General features: G+C 63.5%; 13 protein-coding genes. 11 read left to right on the top strand and 2 right to left on the bottom strand.

Annotated elements, in window-relative coordinates; genetic code table 11:
* Positions 1–2 precede the first annotated feature (2 nt).
* From lapB to cysM, 6 genes are all read left to right on the top strand, one after another.
* A complete protein-coding gene (gene lapB, locus ACQ3C8_RS09175; RefSeq protein ID WP_428851364.1) occupies positions 3–1,229 on the top strand; it encodes a lipopolysaccharide assembly protein LapB in 1,227 nt (408 codons plus the stop codon).
* A gap of 65 nt (positions 1,230–1,294) precedes the next feature.
* A complete protein-coding gene (locus ACQ3C8_RS09170; RefSeq protein ID WP_428851363.1) occupies positions 1,295–2,674 on the top strand; it encodes a UDP-glucose dehydrogenase family protein in 1,380 nt (459 codons plus the stop codon).
* Between the two features lie 71 nt (positions 2,675–2,745).
* Positions 2,746–3,696, top strand: coding sequence for a D-glycero-beta-D-manno-heptose-7-phosphate kinase (gene rfaE1 / locus ACQ3C8_RS09165; RefSeq protein WP_009521834.1), 951 nt, complete (start codon positions 2,746–2,748; stop codon positions 3,694–3,696).
* A gap of 54 nt (positions 3,697–3,750) precedes the next feature.
* On the top strand, positions 3,751–4,746 hold the full coding sequence (gene rfaD, locus ACQ3C8_RS09160; RefSeq protein ID WP_009521835.1) for an ADP-glyceromanno-heptose 6-epimerase: 996 nt from the start codon (positions 3,751–3,753) through the stop codon (positions 4,744–4,746).
* Positions 4,747–5,113: 367 nt separating this feature from the next.
* Entirely contained in the window at positions 5,114–5,455 is a 342-nt protein-coding gene (locus ACQ3C8_RS09155) for a ComEA family DNA-binding protein (RefSeq protein ID WP_009521836.1), read from the top strand.
* Positions 5,456–5,576: 121 nt separating this feature from the next.
* A complete protein-coding gene (gene cysM, locus ACQ3C8_RS09150; RefSeq protein WP_428851362.1) occupies positions 5,577–6,479 on the top strand; it encodes a cysteine synthase CysM in 903 nt (300 codons plus the stop codon).
* A 171-nt stretch (positions 6,480–6,650) separates the two neighbouring features.
* Here the strand turns inward: cysM and mltB are convergent, their stop codons facing one another.
* Positions 6,651–7,772 (bottom strand): lytic murein transglycosylase B, encoded by a 1,122-nt coding sequence (gene mltB / locus ACQ3C8_RS09145; protein WP_428851361.1) that lies wholly within the window; start codon positions 7,770–7,772, stop codon positions 6,651–6,653.
* A gap of 215 nt (positions 7,773–7,987) precedes the next feature.
* Between mltB and ACQ3C8_RS09140 the strand changes: the two genes are divergently transcribed.
* From ACQ3C8_RS09140 to ACQ3C8_RS09120, 5 genes are all read left to right on the top strand, one after another.
* Positions 7,988–8,911, top strand: a complete 924-nt coding sequence (locus ACQ3C8_RS09140; protein WP_428853056.1) for a histone deacetylase family protein — start codon at positions 7,988–7,990, stop codon at positions 8,909–8,911.
* A gap of 352 nt (positions 8,912–9,263) precedes the next feature.
* Positions 9,264–10,013 carry an electron transfer flavoprotein subunit beta/FixA family protein gene (locus tag ACQ3C8_RS09135; protein WP_009521840.1) on the top strand — a complete coding sequence of 250 codons (750 nt, stop codon included), beginning with the start codon at positions 9,264–9,266 and terminating at the stop codon, positions 10,011–10,013.
* Between the two features lie 13 nt (positions 10,014–10,026).
* Positions 10,027–10,962: an electron transfer flavoprotein subunit alpha/FixB family protein gene (locus ACQ3C8_RS09130; protein WP_428851360.1), complete on the top strand. Its 936-nt coding sequence runs from the start codon at positions 10,027–10,029 to the stop codon at positions 10,960–10,962.
* Between the two features lie 91 nt (positions 10,963–11,053).
* Complete coding sequence (locus tag ACQ3C8_RS09125) at positions 11,054–12,838, top strand: acyl-CoA dehydrogenase (RefSeq protein WP_428851359.1); 1,785 nt, start codon at positions 11,054–11,056, stop codon at positions 12,836–12,838.
* 35 nt (positions 12,839–12,873) lie between these two features.
* Complete coding sequence (locus ACQ3C8_RS09120; protein ID WP_428851358.1) at positions 12,874–14,439, top strand: phospholipase D family protein; 1,566 nt, start codon at positions 12,874–12,876, stop codon at positions 14,437–14,439.
* 76 nt (positions 14,440–14,515) lie between these two features.
* Here ACQ3C8_RS09120 and betC read toward each other — a convergent pair whose 3' ends face one another.
* Complete coding sequence (gene betC, locus ACQ3C8_RS09115) at positions 14,516–16,126, bottom strand: choline-sulfatase (RefSeq protein ID WP_428851357.1); 1,611 nt, start codon at positions 16,124–16,126, stop codon at positions 14,516–14,518.
* Positions 16,127–16,139 lie beyond the last annotated feature (13 nt).

The raw sequence follows: 16,139 nt of genomic DNA, 5'->3' as shown, positions 1-16,139 counted from the left end.
CCATGAATTTTGAATTGTGGTGGCTGCTGGCCATCCCGTTGGTGTTCGCTTTTGGCTGGGCAGCCGCTCGTATCGATGTGCGCCAGATGCTCAGCGAGCAAGGTGCCTTGCCGCGCTCGTACTTCAAGGGCCTGAATTTCCTTCTGAATGAACAGCCCGACAAGGCCATTGACGCTTTTATCGAAGTCGCGCGGCTCGATCCGGAAACGGTCGAGTTGCACTTTGCGTTGGGCAGCCTGTTCCGGCGGCGCGGCGAAACGGAGCGCGCCATTCGCGTGCACCAGAATCTGGTGAACCGTCCGGATCTGCCCGCCAGCGAGCGTGACCATGCACTCTACGAACTGGGGCAAGATTTCCTGCGCGCCGGCATGCTGGATCGTGCCGAGGAATCGTTGAAGCTGCTGATGGCTGGCGAGTATGCGGTGCCGGCCAAACGGGTTCTGCTCGAGCTTTATCAGGTCGAGAAAGAATGGCGCAAGGCCATCGATGCGGCCCGCGAATTGCGCGAGGCGAGTCCTGACGACGGACTGACGCAGCAGATCGCGCAGTTCTGCTGCGAACTCGCGCAGGAGTGCATCGGTGCCAAGAAACCGGAGGAGGCCGTGCAATGGCTGCAGCAGGCGCTGGCGGAAAACCCGGCGAATGTGCGTGCCAATATCCTGCTCGGCGATGTGGCGGCCGGCATGGGCAAGCCCGACGAGGCGCTGCAGCGTTGGAAGAGCATCGAGCAGCAGAATGCAGCCTATCTGCCGCTGGTGGCGGAGCGCGTGATGCAGGCTTCGGTTGCCACAGGAGACGCGGAGGGGGGGCTGGGCTGGCTGCGTCGGCAGCTCGGCAGCCGGCTCGGCGGCGAACTGCTCGATGTTGCCTACAAATACGAGCGCGAACTGGCGGGTACCCCGGCAGCGCTGGATCAGATGCGCCAGCAGATGCGCCGGCAACCTTCGTTCGCTGCGCTCACGAAGGTCTACGAAGCTGAAGTGGAGCTGGCTACAGCGGCGTCCGCGACCGTTGAGTCCCAACCGGACGCGGCCGCCGTTGCCAGTGAAGATTTGGTGGTGGCGCGCGATTTGTTGAAACAAAGGACCCGTAATCTCGCTCGATATACTTGTCACGAGTGCGGTTTTCGGGCGCGGCTGTTCTACTGGCAGTGTCCGGGCTGCAACCGCTGGGAAACGTATGCACCCCGCCGCGCCGAAGTGGCGGCCTCCGGGGGCGCCAGCATGTAGCCGTGCGCGGCCAGCCGTGCCGCCGTATTGCGTGACAGTTCCAGTTGTTCAACAGGAGCGCGCGCATGAAAATCACGGTGATCGGAAGTGGCTATGTGGGGCTGGTGACGGCCGCCTGCCTGGCGGAGGTCGGCAACGATGTATTCTGTCTCGACCTCGATGCGCGCAAGGTGGCGTCGTTGCGGGAGGGGCAGGTACCGTTCCATGAGCCCGGTCTGGCGGATCTGGTGGTCCGCAATCACGGGGCCGGCCGCCTGCGTTTTTCGACCGATGTGGCTGCCAGCGTGGCGCACGGCGAAGTTCAGTTCATTGCAGTGCATACGCCACCGGACGAGGATGGTGGGGCCGATCTGCAGCATGTCCTGACCGCCGCCGAGAATATCGGGCGGCATATGGACGGCTTTCGTGTCGTCGTCAACAAGTCCACGGTCCCCGTCGGGACGGCAGGCAAGGTTCGGCAAGCCATCCGCCGCACGCTTGCTGAACGCGGCCTGGAAGATCTTGAATTTGCCGTACTCTCCAACCCCGAGTTTCTGAAGGAAGGGGCCGCTGTCGATGACTTCATGCGGCCCGACCGCATCGTCCTGGGCTGCGAAGGCGATATGCTCGGACGCCATGCCAAGTCCGTCATGCGCATGCTCTACGCGCCATTCAATCGGCATCATGAACGTACCTTCTACATGGATGTGCGCTCGGCCGAATTCACCAAGTACGCAGCCAATTCCATGCTGGCTACGCGTATCTCCTTCATGAACGAAATGGCCAATCTCGCCGACGCCGTGGGTGCGGACATCGAATCCGTGCGGCTCGGGATCGGCTCTGATCCGCGGATCGGCTACAGCTTCCTGTATGCCGGTGCAGGGTATGGCGGATCATGCTTTCCCAAGGATGTGCGCGCGCTGATCCATACCGGAGAAGAGCACGGCACGCCCATGCGGATACTGCAGAGCGTGGTTGAAGTGAACCGTACGCAACGCCGGCTGCTGGCAAAAAAAATCGTCACCAGGCTGGGCGAGGACCTCAGCGGGTGTACGATTGCCGTCTGGGGTCTGGCCTTCAAGCCGAATACCGATGACCTGCGCGAAGCGCCAAGCCGCGACTTGATCGGGGATCTGGTGCGGCGCGGCGCGGCGGTGCGCGTGCACGATCCCGTGGCGCTCGAGGTGGCGCGGCAGGTGCTGGCGCAAGATCTGGCCGATGTGCCGGATGCCATGGAGCGCGTGCACTTTTGCGATAATGCGATGCTCGCGCTGGCCGGCGCCCATGCGCTGGCCATCGTCACGGAATGGAAGGCTTTTCAGAGTCCGGATTTCGGCGAGATGAAGCGGCAGTTGCAGACGCCGCTGATCTTCGATGGCCGGAACCTGTACGAGCCGGATGCCATGCGGCATTCGGGATTTGAATATCATGCGATCGGGCGCAGCGGTACGGCCACGCGGTGCTAGCGGGTGACGCCGGTTCCCGATCGCCAGTGTCCGCGCCGATACCCGGGTGGGCAGACGATTGTCGGAGTCACATGAATACACGCGCCCTTGCACCTCAACAGACTGATCAAGCCCGCATTCTTGTCGTGGGCGATGTGATGCTCGACCGCTACTGGTTTGGCGATGTCGACCGCATCTCGCCGGAAGCCCCGGTGCCGGTGGTGCAGGTCAAGCGCAGCGAGGAACGACTCGGCGGCGCAGCCAACGTGGCGCGCAATGCCGCCGCGCTCAAGGCGCAGGCCAGCCTGCTTGGTGTGATCGGCGACGACGAACCGGGCAGCACGCTCGAAAAGCTGTTGCAGGCCGGCCATGTACGTTCGCATCTCAAGCGCGACGCGAGCGTGGCCACGATCATCAAGCTGCGCGTGCTGGCACGGCAGCAGCAGTTGCTGCGCGTCGACTTCGAGGCGCCGCCGGCCAACGAGGTGCTGGCCAGCGTGCTGGAGCGCTACCAGTCGCTGCTTGGCGACTGCAATACGGTAGTGCTTTCCGACTACGGCAAAGGCGGTCTTACGCATGTCACGCGCATGATCGAGATGGCGCGCCGCGCCAATGTGCCGGTGCTGGTCGATCCCAAGGGCGATGACTATGCGCGCTATCGCGGTGCCACCATCATCACGCCGAACCGTGCCGAGATGCGGCAGGTCGTCGGTACCTGGAAGACCGAGGCGGACCTGACGATTCGTGCGCAGAACCTGCGCCGCGACCTGCAGCTCACGGCGCTCCTGCTGACGCGCTCGGAAGAGGGTATGACGCTCTACACCGAGAGCGAGGTCCTGCACGTCTCCGCGCATGCGCGTGAAGTCTATGATGTCTCCGGTGCAGGCGATACCGTCATCGCCACGCTGGCCACCATGCTCGGCGCCGGGGTACCGCTCAAGGAAGCGGTGCAGTATGCCAATCGTGCTGGTGGCATCGTGGTCGGCAAGCTCGGCACGGCCGTCGTGACCGCCGACGAACTGTTCTCCGCCGAGGCAGCGTAAAATGCGGGATGCCCCGGAGCCCGAGGGGCGCACTACCAATTACATGCTTACATCATGACCATCATCGTTACCGGCGCTGCCGGCCTCATCGGCAGCAATCTCGTGAAGGGTCTCAACGACCGTGGCGAAACGCAGATTGTCGCCGTCGACAATCTTACCCGCGCCGACAAATTCCGGAACCTGGTGGATTGCGAAATCGCTGACTACCTCGACAAGGGCGAGTTCCTGGCGCGCTTTGCCAAGGGTGACTTCGGCCGCGTGCGCGCGGTGTTCCATGAGGGCGCCTGCTCCGATACGATGGAGACCGATGGCCGCTACATGATGGAGAACAACTACCGCTATACGCGTACGTTGATGGATGCCTGTCTCGACCAGGGCACGCAGTTTCTCTACGCCTCCTCGGCGGCGACCTATGGCGGCTCGGAAACTTTTCGCGAAGAACGCGAGTTCGAGCGGCCGCTGAATGTCTACGGCTACTCCAAGTTCCTGTTCGACCAGGTGGTGCGGCAGACCTTGCCGCACGCTCATTCGCAGATTGTCGGTTTCCGCTATTTCAACGTGTATGGCCCGCGCGAAGGCCACAAGGGGCGCATGGCCTCGGTGGCCTTCCACAATTTCAACCAATTCCGCGCCGATGGCATCGTACGGCTGTTCGGCGAATATGGTGGCTACGGACCCGGTGCTCACCTGCGTGACTTCGTGTCGGTCGAGGACGTGGTCAAGGTCAATCTTTTCTTCCTGGATCATCCCGAGAAGTCGGGTATCTTCAATCTCGGTTCCGGCCGCGCACAACCGTTCAATGACATCGCCAGCACGGTGGTCAACACGCTGCGCGAGAGCGAGGACAAGCCGCGCCTGTCGCTGCATGACATGGAGCAGGAAGGACTGCTCGAGTACATCAAGTTTCCCGATGCCCTGCGCGGCAAGTACCAGTGCTTCACGCAGGCCGACCTGGGCCGGCTGCGCGAGGCGGGGTATACGGAACGTTTCCTGACCGTCGAAGAGGGCGTCGCGCGCTACGTGCGCTGGCTGCTGGCCCAGCCGGCCTGACAGTACGACCGGCCGGGCGCTCGCCCCGCGCATGCTCGCAGCGTCGTCGCGTGTTTGCGCGCGGCCGCATCCCAGTCCGTGACCGGGTAGTTGGACCGTCGATGCAGCCCTTACGCTATCGACCTTCATTCTTCGATATTCCGTCCCCAGCTCTCAGCCCGAATTCTGCATCTCCAGTCGCAGCGATCTCGTTGCTGGCGGTACGCGCCCTTGCAATGCCTCACATCTTTCCTGTCCTGTGTGAACTTATGTTGCGACTGTGATCACCGCATTCTCGCGTGGCTATGATGAGTCCGCTGCGCCATGCACCGGTCATTGCCGACGATGCATGCTTTCCGCGCAGCGATTCCTTCTTGAGGAGAGCGTGATGCTGAAGAAAATGCTGGTGGCAGTGGCAGTCTCGTGCGCAACGCTGGCCAGCGCGTGGGCGGCGGTCGATGTCAATACCGCTGACCAGGCGGCGCTGGAAACGGTGCGCGGCGTCGGTCCGGCGCGGGCTGCGGCGATCATCGATGCCCGTACCAAGGGCGGGCCGTTCAAGGATGGCGCGGATCTCGCCGCGCGGGTTGATGGCATCGGCCCGAAATCGGTCACCAAGCTGGAGGAAGCCGGTCTGTCGTACGGCAAGGTTGCGCCCCCGGCCGCTGCAAAAAAGGGTGCCGAGAAGGGCGCGGCACAGGCAAAAGCCAAGGCCGAGCCCAAGAAGTAAGCTGTCCCGTGCGTGCGCAGCGCCTCTCCGGGCGCTGCGCATGCTCCGGGCAGGCTGAGCGGTGCCATACCTGCTCAGCCGCTCTGCATTACAATGCGATCACAGACTCTGTCGGATCGCCATGACTTACAAGACCATCGAAGACACCATCGGCAATACCCCGCTCGTTGCGCTGCAGCGCATCTCTGGGGCGCATCTGCGTGAACGCGGCAATATCATCCTCGGCAAGCTCGAGGGTAATAATCCCGCAGGATCGGTCAAGGACCGGCCGGCGCTGTCCATGATCGCGGCAGCCGAGGCGCGCGGCGATATCAAGCCCGGCGATACGCTGATCGAGGCGACGTCTGGCAACACCGGTATCGCCCTGGCCATGGTGGCCGCCATCCGCGGCTACAAGATGGTGCTCATCATGCCGGAAGATCTCAGCATCGAGCGCCAGCAGAGCATGGCGGCCTACGGTGCGCAGATCATCCTGACACCCGTCAAGGGCGGCATGGAATACGCCCGCGATCTGGCCGATACGATGCAGCGCGAAGGCAAGGGTGTCATCCTCGACCAGTTTGCTAACCCGGATAACCCGGCTGCGCACTACCACGGCACGGGTCCCGAGATCTGGCGCGAGACAGAAGGGCGGGTCACGCACTTCGTTTCCGCCATGGGTACGACTGGTACGATTACCGGCGTGTCGCGCTACCTGAAGGAGCAGAATCCCGCTGTCCAGGTGATTGGCGCGCAGCCCATGGAAGGCTCGCGTATTGCAGGCATCCGCAAATGGCCGGAAGAGTATCTGCCAAAGATCTACGACCCGAGCTCCATCGACCGTATCGAACTGGTCAGCCAGGCCGACGCCGAGCACATGGCACGCCGCCTGGCACGCGAAGAGGGGATTTTCTGCGGCATCTCGGCTGCCGGCGCCCTGTGTATCGCGCTGCAGGTCGCCGAGCAGGTGGAAAACGCCACGATCGTTTTCATTGTCTGCGATCGCGGTGACCGTTATCTGTCCACGGGCGTATTCCCGGTCTGATCTGCATAGAAGGGGCGTTTGAGGAGCTCTTCAAACGGCCGCAATGGTCTGCCGATGGGCTTAGAGGTCGCGTGCATGACTGCGCGCGTCACTCCTTGCCACGGGCCTTTGGGCCATCCCTCCGATGCACCAGCCGGCCCGCGCGGCGCCATGTACTGACGGCCTGGCCGGTCAGACCGGCGAAGTCGCCTTGACTGCCTGCCCAAGGTCGTACACCGCCTGGGCATAGAAGAAGCTGCGGTTATAGCGCGTGAGCACGTAGAAGTTGCGCAGGCCGAGTTTGTACTCCACCGGGCGGCCCGGTGAGGGCAGGTCTACCACCAGCACGCTGGTCTGGCCTTCGGCTCGCACATCTACCGGTGCGGCCAGCCGTAACCCGGCCGTCACGAACTGGTCCAGCGTGCGTTGCGGATAGGGCTCCCCATCTGCGCCGGCGGCAGCCACGCCGCGGCTGCCTTCATCCTGTGCGATATCCCACACCACCGGTCGCCCCGGTTCCCAGCCATGCATCTGGAGAAAGCGCGCCACGCTGCCGATTGCATCGGTCGGACTGTTGCGCAAGTCGATGCGACCATCGCCGTCGAAATCGGTTGCATAGGCGCGGATGCTGGTCGGCATGAATTGCGGAATGCCGATGGCGCCGGCGTAGGAGCCGAGTACCGAGAAAGGATCCATGCGGCTGTCGCGGCACCACAGCAGAAAGTCTTCCAGTTGACCCAGGAACATCTTGCTGCGCGCTTCGCGGTTCGGCGTATCCGGATAATCGAAGGCCAGCGTCGCTAGTGCATCCATGACGCGGAAGCCGCCGGTGTCGCGGCCATAGATGGTTTCGACGCCGATGATGCCGACAATGACTTCCGCCGGTACGCCATACTCGGCTTCGGCGCGCCGTAGCGTGGCCTCGTTCTGCTGCCAGAAGCGCCGGCCGGCGTTGATGCGGATCGGCTCGACGAAGCGCGAGCGGTACACCGCCCAGTTCTTGCGCGCGGGACTGGCTGCCGGCATGATCAGCCGCGCGACCGTGGCCGAATAGACGGTGCCCGCGAACAGCGTATCGAGCGCCGCGCGGTCATAGCCATGCTGGCTCGTCATGCGGGCTGTGAACGCTTCCACCTGGGGGTTGTTGCGATAACGGCCAGGAACGATTTCTTCTTCCTGCCCACGTCGCTGGGCCAGTACGGCAGGCGCCATGCCCAGCAGGGACAGGGCCGTTCCCATCAGGGCCGCGCCCAGCAGCGGCCGCCGCAGCGAGCGCGGCACGGAAGAGTGTTCGGGGTGCAGGTGATCGGTCATGATGTTCCGCAAAAGTGACGGCCCAGTATAGCGGATCGATCAGACCGCATGCAGCGGTGCGACGGCTGATGGATGACATCGTCGGCACGTGGCCGGTATATCGGGCATATCAGGCATGGCGGGTCCGCGGCCGTCGCGATATCGGGCGTTGCAGAGGCCTATTGTCACGGCAGCTGTGCTACCGTAGCGGCTGGAGACACAGCATCCGCGACGAGATGGCCACAGGCTTCTATTCCCACCCGGTATTCCTGCAGCACGAAATGGGCGAACACCATCCGGAGTGCCCGGACCGCCTGCGCGCCATCGAAGATCAGTTGATCGCCAGCCGTGTCGATGCCTTTATCGAACATCGCAGCGCACCTGGCGCGACCGATGCGCAACTGGCCCTCGTGCACACGTTCGCATTCATCGCCGACCTCGAAGCACGCAGCCCGGCACAGGGCTACGCGATGATCGACCCCGATACCATCATGAATCCGCATACCCTCGACGCTGCGCGGCATGCGGCCGGTGCGGCCATCGCGGCCACGGATGCGGTGCTGTCCGGTGAGCTGGACAACGCCTTCTGCAGCGTGCGCCCGCCGGGACATCACGCCGAGCCGGCGCGCGCGATGGGGTTCTGCTTCTACAACAACGTCGCTATTGCGGCGCGTCACGCCCTGGAGCATCACGGACTGGCGCGCGTCGCCGTGATCGATTTCGACGTGCATCACGGCAATGGCACCGAGGCGGCATTCCGTGACGATCCCCGCGTCCTGATGTGCGGGATTTTCCAGCATCCGTTCTATCCTTACAGCGGGGCCGATTGCGAGGCCCCCAACATCCTCAATACGCCCGTGCCCGCCTATACGAAGGGCGAGCAGGTTCGCGAGATCGTCGAGACTGTGTGGCTGCCGAAGCTGCGGACCTTTGCGCCGGAGATGGTGTTCATCTCCGCCGGCTTCGATGCGCATCGCGAAGACGATATGGGCCTGCTAGGCCTGGTCGAGGCGGACTACGCGTGGATCACGGCCCGGTTGCTCGAGATCGCCCGCGAATGTGCCCACGGGCGTATCGTGAGCTGTCTCGAAGGCGGCTACAACCTGAGCGCCCTGGGCCGCTCCGTCGCTGCCCATCTGAGGGTGCTCGCCGAAGGCTGAACGGCGTGCGCACCGTCGTTCCCGGTCGTGCCCATCGCGCCGATTCGAGGACTTGCTCCAGCGCCCCTCGCCGAGTCGCGTGCTAAGCTTGGACCAGCCCTCCGGTCGGAAAGGTCGGATGCATCGGGTGAGGCCGCCGGCCATCTCCTGGCCGTTCTCTCGATCGTTCATCAGGTGTAGGCTATCCGTAAATAGAACGATCGTTCGTAAAATGATGCTGCATTGCCGCAAGATGCGTATAATGGCTGCGGCATGAAGTGTGTGGCGCTTTTGCCTGGCCGTTTGTGGCGAGGCAAAGAAGGCTGAGCGCGCTTCAAAAGAGTTTCGCATTTCAAAACAGTGGAGTGAGCGCATGAAAGTACTGGTCGCAGTCAAGCGCGTCGTCGATTACAACGTCAAGGTCCGCGTGAAATCCGACGGCACTGGCGTGGATATCGCCAACGTCAAGATGAGCATGAACCCGTTTGACGAAATCGCCGTCGAAGAGGCCGTGCGCCTCAAGGAAGCTGGCGTCGTGACCGAAGTCATTGCCGTGTCCGTCGGCCCGACGCAATGCCAGGAAACGCTGCGTACCGCCATGGCCATTGGCGCGGACCGGGGCATCCTGGTGGAAACTGGCGAAGAAACGCAACCGCTGGCCGTGGCCAAGGTGCTCAAGGCCCTGGTCGACAAGGAACAGCCGCAACTGGTGATCCTTGGCAAGCAGGCCATCGACGACGACGCCAACCAGACCGGCCAGATGCTGGCCGCGCTCGCCGACCTGCCCCAGGCGACCTTCGCATCGAAAGTCGTGGTGGCCGACGGCAAGGCCAGCGTCACGCGTGAAGTGGATGGCGGTCTCGAAACCGTGTCGATCACACTGCCCGCTGTCGTGACGACCGACCTGCGCCTGAACGAGCCGCGCTACGTGACGCTGCCGAACATCATGAAGGCCAAGAAGAAGCAGCTCGATACCTTCAAGCCGGAAGACCTCGGCGTGGACGTCGCGCCGCGCCTCAAGACGCTCAAGGTTGCCGAACCGCCGAAGCGTACGGCTGGCGTGATGGTGCCGGACGTGAAGACGCTGGTGGAAAAACTGCGCAACGAAGCCAAAGTGATCTGAGCGGAGACCGAACATGACTGCACTTGTTATTGCTGAACACGACAATCAGGCCCTGAAGGCTGCAACACTGAATACTGTGACGGCTGCTGCCCAGTGCGGCGGCGAGGTACACGTACTCGTGGCCGGTTCGGGCTGCGACGCTGCCGCGCAGGCTGCTGCCCAGATCGCCGGCGTCACCAAGGTCCTTGTGGCCGATGCTCCGTATTTTGCCGATGGCCTCGCCGAGAACGTCGCCGCGCAGGTCCTGGCAGTTGCCGGTGGTTACAGCCACATCCTCGCGCCTGCCACTGCCTACGGCAAGAATATCCTGCCGCGCGTGGCCGCCAAGCTCGACGTCGCGCAGATCTCGGAGATCTCCAAGGTTGATGCGCCCGATACCTTCGAGCGCCCAATCTACGCCGGCAATGCCATTGCCACCGTGCAATCGTCGGACGCCGTCAAGGTCATCACCGTGCGCGGAACGGCCTTCGACGCGGCTGCCGCGACTGGCGGTTCGGCTGCGGTCGAGAAGATCGCAGCCGCGGCCGATGCCGGTGTCTCGCAGTTCGTTTCGCGCGAACTGACGAAGAGCGATCGTCCGGAACTCACCGCTGCCAAGGTCATCGTTTCCGGTGGCCGTGGCGTGGGTTCGGGCGAAAACTACACCAAGGTGCTGACCCCGCTGGCGGACAAGCTCAACGCTGCCATGGGCGCCTCGCGCGCGGCTGTCGATGCAGGCTTCGTGCCGAACGACTACCAGGTCGGGCAGACCGGCAAGATCGTCGCGCCACAGCTGTATATCGCCGTCGGTATCTCCGGTGCCATCCAGCACCTGGCAGGCATGAAGGATTCGAAGGTCATCGTGGCCATCAACAAAGATCCCGAAGCGCCGATCTTCAGTGTGGCCGACTACGGATTAGTAGGAGACCTCAATACCGTCGTGCCGGAACTGGTGGCAGAATTGGGCTGATCCCTACCAGCCTTGCCGCGGCAGGCTGACGGCAACCAGATAAAAGCCGCCCGGGGAGACCCGGGCGGCTTTTGACATGTTGGAGACTGACATGACGTACACCGCCCCGCTCAAGGACATGCTGTTCATCATGGACCACCTGGCTGACCTGCAGGGCCTTTCGCAGCTGCCGGGCTTCGAGGAGGCGACGCGCGATACCGCGCAGGCCGTGCTCGAGGAGGCTGCCCGCTTCAACCAGGATGTGGTGGCGCCGCTGAATGTCATCGGCGATCGCGAGCCCAGCCACTGGCACCACGGTAACGTCACTACGACGCCAGGGTTTCGGGACGCGTTCCGGCAGTTCACGGAAGGCGGCTGGCAGGGCGTGGTGCATCCACAGGCGTATGGCGGGCAAGGCCTGCCCAAGCTGATCGCCACTGCCTGCACGGAAATGCTCAACGCCGCCAGCCTGTCTTTTGCGCTGTGCCCGCTGCTCACCGACGGCGTGATCGAGGCGCTGTTGACGGCGGGCTCGGAAGCCCAGAAGCAGCGTTTCGTGCCACATCTGTTGTCTGGTGCCTGGACGGGCACCATGAATCTCACCGAGCCGCAAGCCGGTTCCGATCTCGCCCTCGTGCGCACGCGCGCCGAGCCGCAGGCCGACGGTACATACAAGCTCTTCGGTACCAAGATTTTCATCACCTACGGCGAGCACGATCTCGCCGAGAACATCGTGCATCTGGTGCTTGCCCGCACGCCGGGCGCACCGGAAGGCGTGAAGGGTATTTCGCTGTTCATCGTGCCCAAGTTCCTGGTCAACGACGATGGTTCGCTCGGCGCACGCAACGATGTCCACTGCGTATCGATCGAACACAAGCTGGGGATCAAGGCGAGTCCTACGGCGGTCTTGCAGTATGGCGACCACGGCGGTGCCATCGGCACGATGATTGGCGAGGAGGGGCGTGGCCTCGAATACATGTTCATCATGATGAACGCCGCGCGCTTTGCCGTTGGCATGCAAGGCGTTGCCGTGGCCGACCGTGCGACGCAGCATGCCCTGGCCTATGCCCGTGAACGCGTGCAGAGCCGGCCGGTGGATGGCTCGACCAAGGACTCGGTCACCATCGTGCATCATCCGGACGTCAAGCGCATGCTGCTGGCAATGCGGGCCATGACCGAAGGTGCGCGCGCGCTGGCCTATGTTGCAGCCGCTGCGCACGACCGTGCCCATGCTCACGCGGATTCGGGGGAACGTGCGCGTCAGGCGGCCTTCTATGAATTCATGGTGCCGGTCGTCAAGGGATGGAGTACCGAAATGTCGGTGGAGGTTGCCAGCCTCGGCATCCAGGTGCACGGCGGCATGGGTTTCATCGAGGAGACCGGTGCGGCCCAGTATCTACGCGATGCCCGGATACTACCGATCTACGAAGGCACGACGGCCATCCAGGCGAACGACCTGATCGGCCGCAAGACCGTACGTGATGGCGGCGCAACCGCGCATGCCATTGCCGCACAGATTGCTGTGACCGAGACTGAACTGGCACAGCTCGACACACCGGCCAGCCGTGCCATGCGGCAGCGCTTGCAGGCCGGGCGCGAAGCGTTCGAGCAGGTCGTCAACTTCGTGGTGGGTGAGATCAAGTCGCATCCAAATGCAGTGTTTGCGGGTAGCGTGCCATATCTCAAGCTGTGCGGTATCGTATTTTCCGGTTGGCAGCTCGCGCGCGCGCTATTGGCTTCTGCCGCGCTGCGCGAGACGGATCCGCATTTCCATGATGCCAAGATCATCACAGCGCATTTCTTTGCCGAGCACATTCTGACCCAAGTGCCCGCGCTGCGCGATGCCATCCTGTCGGGAGGCGAAGCAGTCGACGCCATGCGGCCAGACATGTTCTGACGACAACACACTGTGACGACGTCGGACATCAGGTCATGCGCGTGCTGCTGACAGGAGCATTGCTGCTGGTCGCCGGCGCAGTGGCATGGCTATGGCTGGCACATATGCAACGGCTGCCGGCGGCTCCGCCATCGTCCGTGCAACCTGCCGCCACCGTCGATACCGTGTCAACGCGGCTGGCGCAGGCGATTGCTCCGCTGACTCGCCAGCATCCTGGTCGATCCGGCATCTTTCCTCTGCATGACGGACTCGACGCGTTTGCCGCACGCGCGCTGCTGGCCGATGCTGCCGAACGCACGCTCGACGTGCAGTACTACATCTGGCGTAACGACCTCTCCGGCACATTGCTGGCGGAAGCGTTGCATCGCGCGGCGGAGCGGGGCGTGCATGTGCGCCTGCTGCTGGACGATAACAACACCGCGGGGCTGGATAGCGCGCTGGCGGCACTGGATGGGCATCCGAACGTCGAGGTGCGGCTGTTCAATCCGTTTGTCAATCGCCGCTGGCGCGTGCTTGGCTATCTGACAGATTTCGCGCGCCTCAATCGGCGCATGCATAACAAGTCCCTGACAGCCGACCGCCAGGCAACCATCATCGGCGGTCGCAATGTCGGCGACGAATACTTCAGTGCCAGCAAGAGCATAGGCTTCGTCGATCTGGATGTCCTGGCCGTTGGTCCGGTAGTCGGGGCCGTTGCGGACGATTTCGAGCGCTACTGGAGCAGTGCGTCATCGTATCCCGCCGATATGCTGCTGCCGGCAGCGAGCGTAGCGGATCCGGCCATCCTTGCGGCCCGCGCCGCGGTGGCGGAGCGCAATCCGGCGGCGCATGGCTATGTCGCCGCGTTATCGCATGCGCCGTTCGTGCAACGCCTGTTACGGCGCGAATTGCCATTTGAATGGGCCCGCGTGCAGATGGTCAGCGACGATCCGGCGAAAGGGCTGGGACGGGCGCCCCCGGAAGCGCATGTCGCACAGCGGCTGGCTGTGGTGCTGGGCGGTGCGTCGCATGAAGTGCAACTGGTGACGCCGTACTTCGTGCCGACTGCGGATGGCGTGGCAGCGCTGGCCGCGATGGCCGGACGTGGTGTCCAGGTGAGCGTACTGACCAATGCGCTCGAGGCGACCGATGTCGTGGCGGTCCATGCCGGTTACGCAAAGTACCGCAAGGCCCTGCTGCAGGCCGGTATCCGCCTGTTCGAGATGAAGCGTGACAGACCCACGCCCGTGCATGGCCTGAAAAGCATGACAGGTAGTTCAGCATCCAGCCTGCATGCCAAGACATTCGCAGTCGATGGCGAGCGGATATTTGTCGGCTCGTTCAACTTCGACCCGCGCTCGGCCAATCTCAATACTGAAATGGGCTTCCTGATCGACAGTCCGGCCCTGGCGCAAGGCATGCGAACGGCTTTCGATATAAGGGTGCCGGTGTTGTCGTACGAGGTGCGGCGCGATCCCGACGGCCATCTGCAATGGCTGGAGCATCGTCAGCATCTCGACGATGCCGTGCCGGTCGCTTACGGGAAGGAGCCAGGCGCCAGCTGGTGGAAGCGCGTGGCGGTGTGGGTGGTTGGCAAGCTGCCGGTAGAGTGGCTGCTGTAGCGAAGTACCGCAAAGACGTGCCCGAGAATACCGCTGCAGCGTACGGCTGCCGCAGCGGTGAGGATCCGGCCGTATGCTACCGGGGCCGGGGCGGCCTGCGCCGCTCGGGCGGAATCAGCTCGGCATCCGGCACGCCGGCATGAACCGGCTCGGCAGGCGGCACAAACGGCAAGCGGGCCCGCCCCTTGGTGGCGATCGTACCCTCGGCATCGCCGCCCGAGCGCACATAGCGCCGGTCGTCATCGGGCCGGCTCATCCACGACCAGTTGTTCTTCGAGCGTGAGGTCACCGTATAGATCAGCTTGCGTTCGCGCTGGCTGGTCAGGATCAATGTTTCCAGCGCTTGCGGATCCCAGGCTCGCGTTGCCTCCTGCGCCAGGCGCGCTTCGGTCGCGGCATGTTCGGCCCGGCCGGCGAGGTTGTGCAGTTCGTCGGGGTCGGTCGAGAGGTCGTACAACTGCGCGGCATAGCCATGCGTGTAGATGTACTTGAACGGGCCGTGCCTGACCATCCGGCAGGGCGCGCAAACACCCATGTCGCTGTACTCGGACACCACATACCGATCCCGTGCACTACCCGGATCGCTGGCGATCTGCCGCAGGCTGGTGCCGTCCACCGGCTGGCACAGTTCAGGCGGATTGCCATCGGTGGCCGCATCAAGCAGCGTCGGCACCAGGTCGAGCAGTGAGGCCAGTTCGGTGACCTCGCCGCGATGCGTCCAGCCTGCGCCGGCCACGATCAGCGGCACGCGCACCGCGCCTTCGAAGAAGCACTGCTTGAACCACATGCCACGCTCGCCCATCATCTCGCCGTGGTCGCTGGTGAACACGATCAGCGTATCGTCGGCCAGCCCGGTGCGGCGCAGGGTGTCCATCAGGCGGCCGATCTTGTCGTCCACATAGCTGATCATGCCGTAGTACGAGTGGCGGGCATTCTGCACATGCTCCGGGCGCACATCGAAACGGTCGCGGCCATGCGAGTAGTACAGCCACTCGCTATGCTTGTCGAGCTGCTCGAGCGGCAGCGGCCCGACGCGCGGCGCGTCGATATCCTCGTGGCGGTAGCGATTCCAGTATTCCTCGGGAGCGGTGTAGGGCGAATGCGGATGCGAGAACGATACCGTGAGAAAGAATGGCTTCGAGCGGTCGCCACGGGCGAGGTCGAAGAGTTTTTGCTGGGCGTGGTACTCGGTTTCGTCGTCGTAGTCGATCTGCAGGCTGCGGATGCACGGGCCGGCTTCGATCACGGCGCGCATGCTGATCCCCGTGGGGGCGTTGCGCGGCCCCTGGGTCCAGTCGGGCACCCAGGCAAAATCCGCCGGATAGATGTCGGTGACGAGGCGGTCTTCATAGCCGTGCAACTGGTCAGGACCCACGAAATGCATCTTGCCGCTCAGCGCCGTGTGGTAGCCGAGTTCGCGCAGGTAGTGGTTGATGGTCGGGATCGACGCGGGAAACTCGCTGGCGTTGTCATACGCAGCGATCGAATGCGGCATGCGGCCCGACAGCATCGAATAGCGCGACGGCGCGCAGATCGGATAGTTGCAGTAGGCGTTGCTGAATACCGTTCCCTGGTCCGCCAGGGCCTGCAGGTGCGGGGTTTGCGCGATGCGGTTGCCGTACATGGAAAGAAAGCTCGCATTGAGCTGATCCGCCATGATCAGGATGATGTTGGGACGCGACTTCATGGGTTGACCTCGT

It is taken from the genome of Imbroritus primus (assembly GCF_964332355.1).
GTDB classification, from domain to species: Bacteria; Pseudomonadota; Gammaproteobacteria; order Burkholderiales; family Burkholderiaceae; genus Imbroritus; species Imbroritus primus.
Note: the sequence above shows the minus strand (reverse complement) of the source record. Positions and strands in the feature narration are given on the sequence as shown.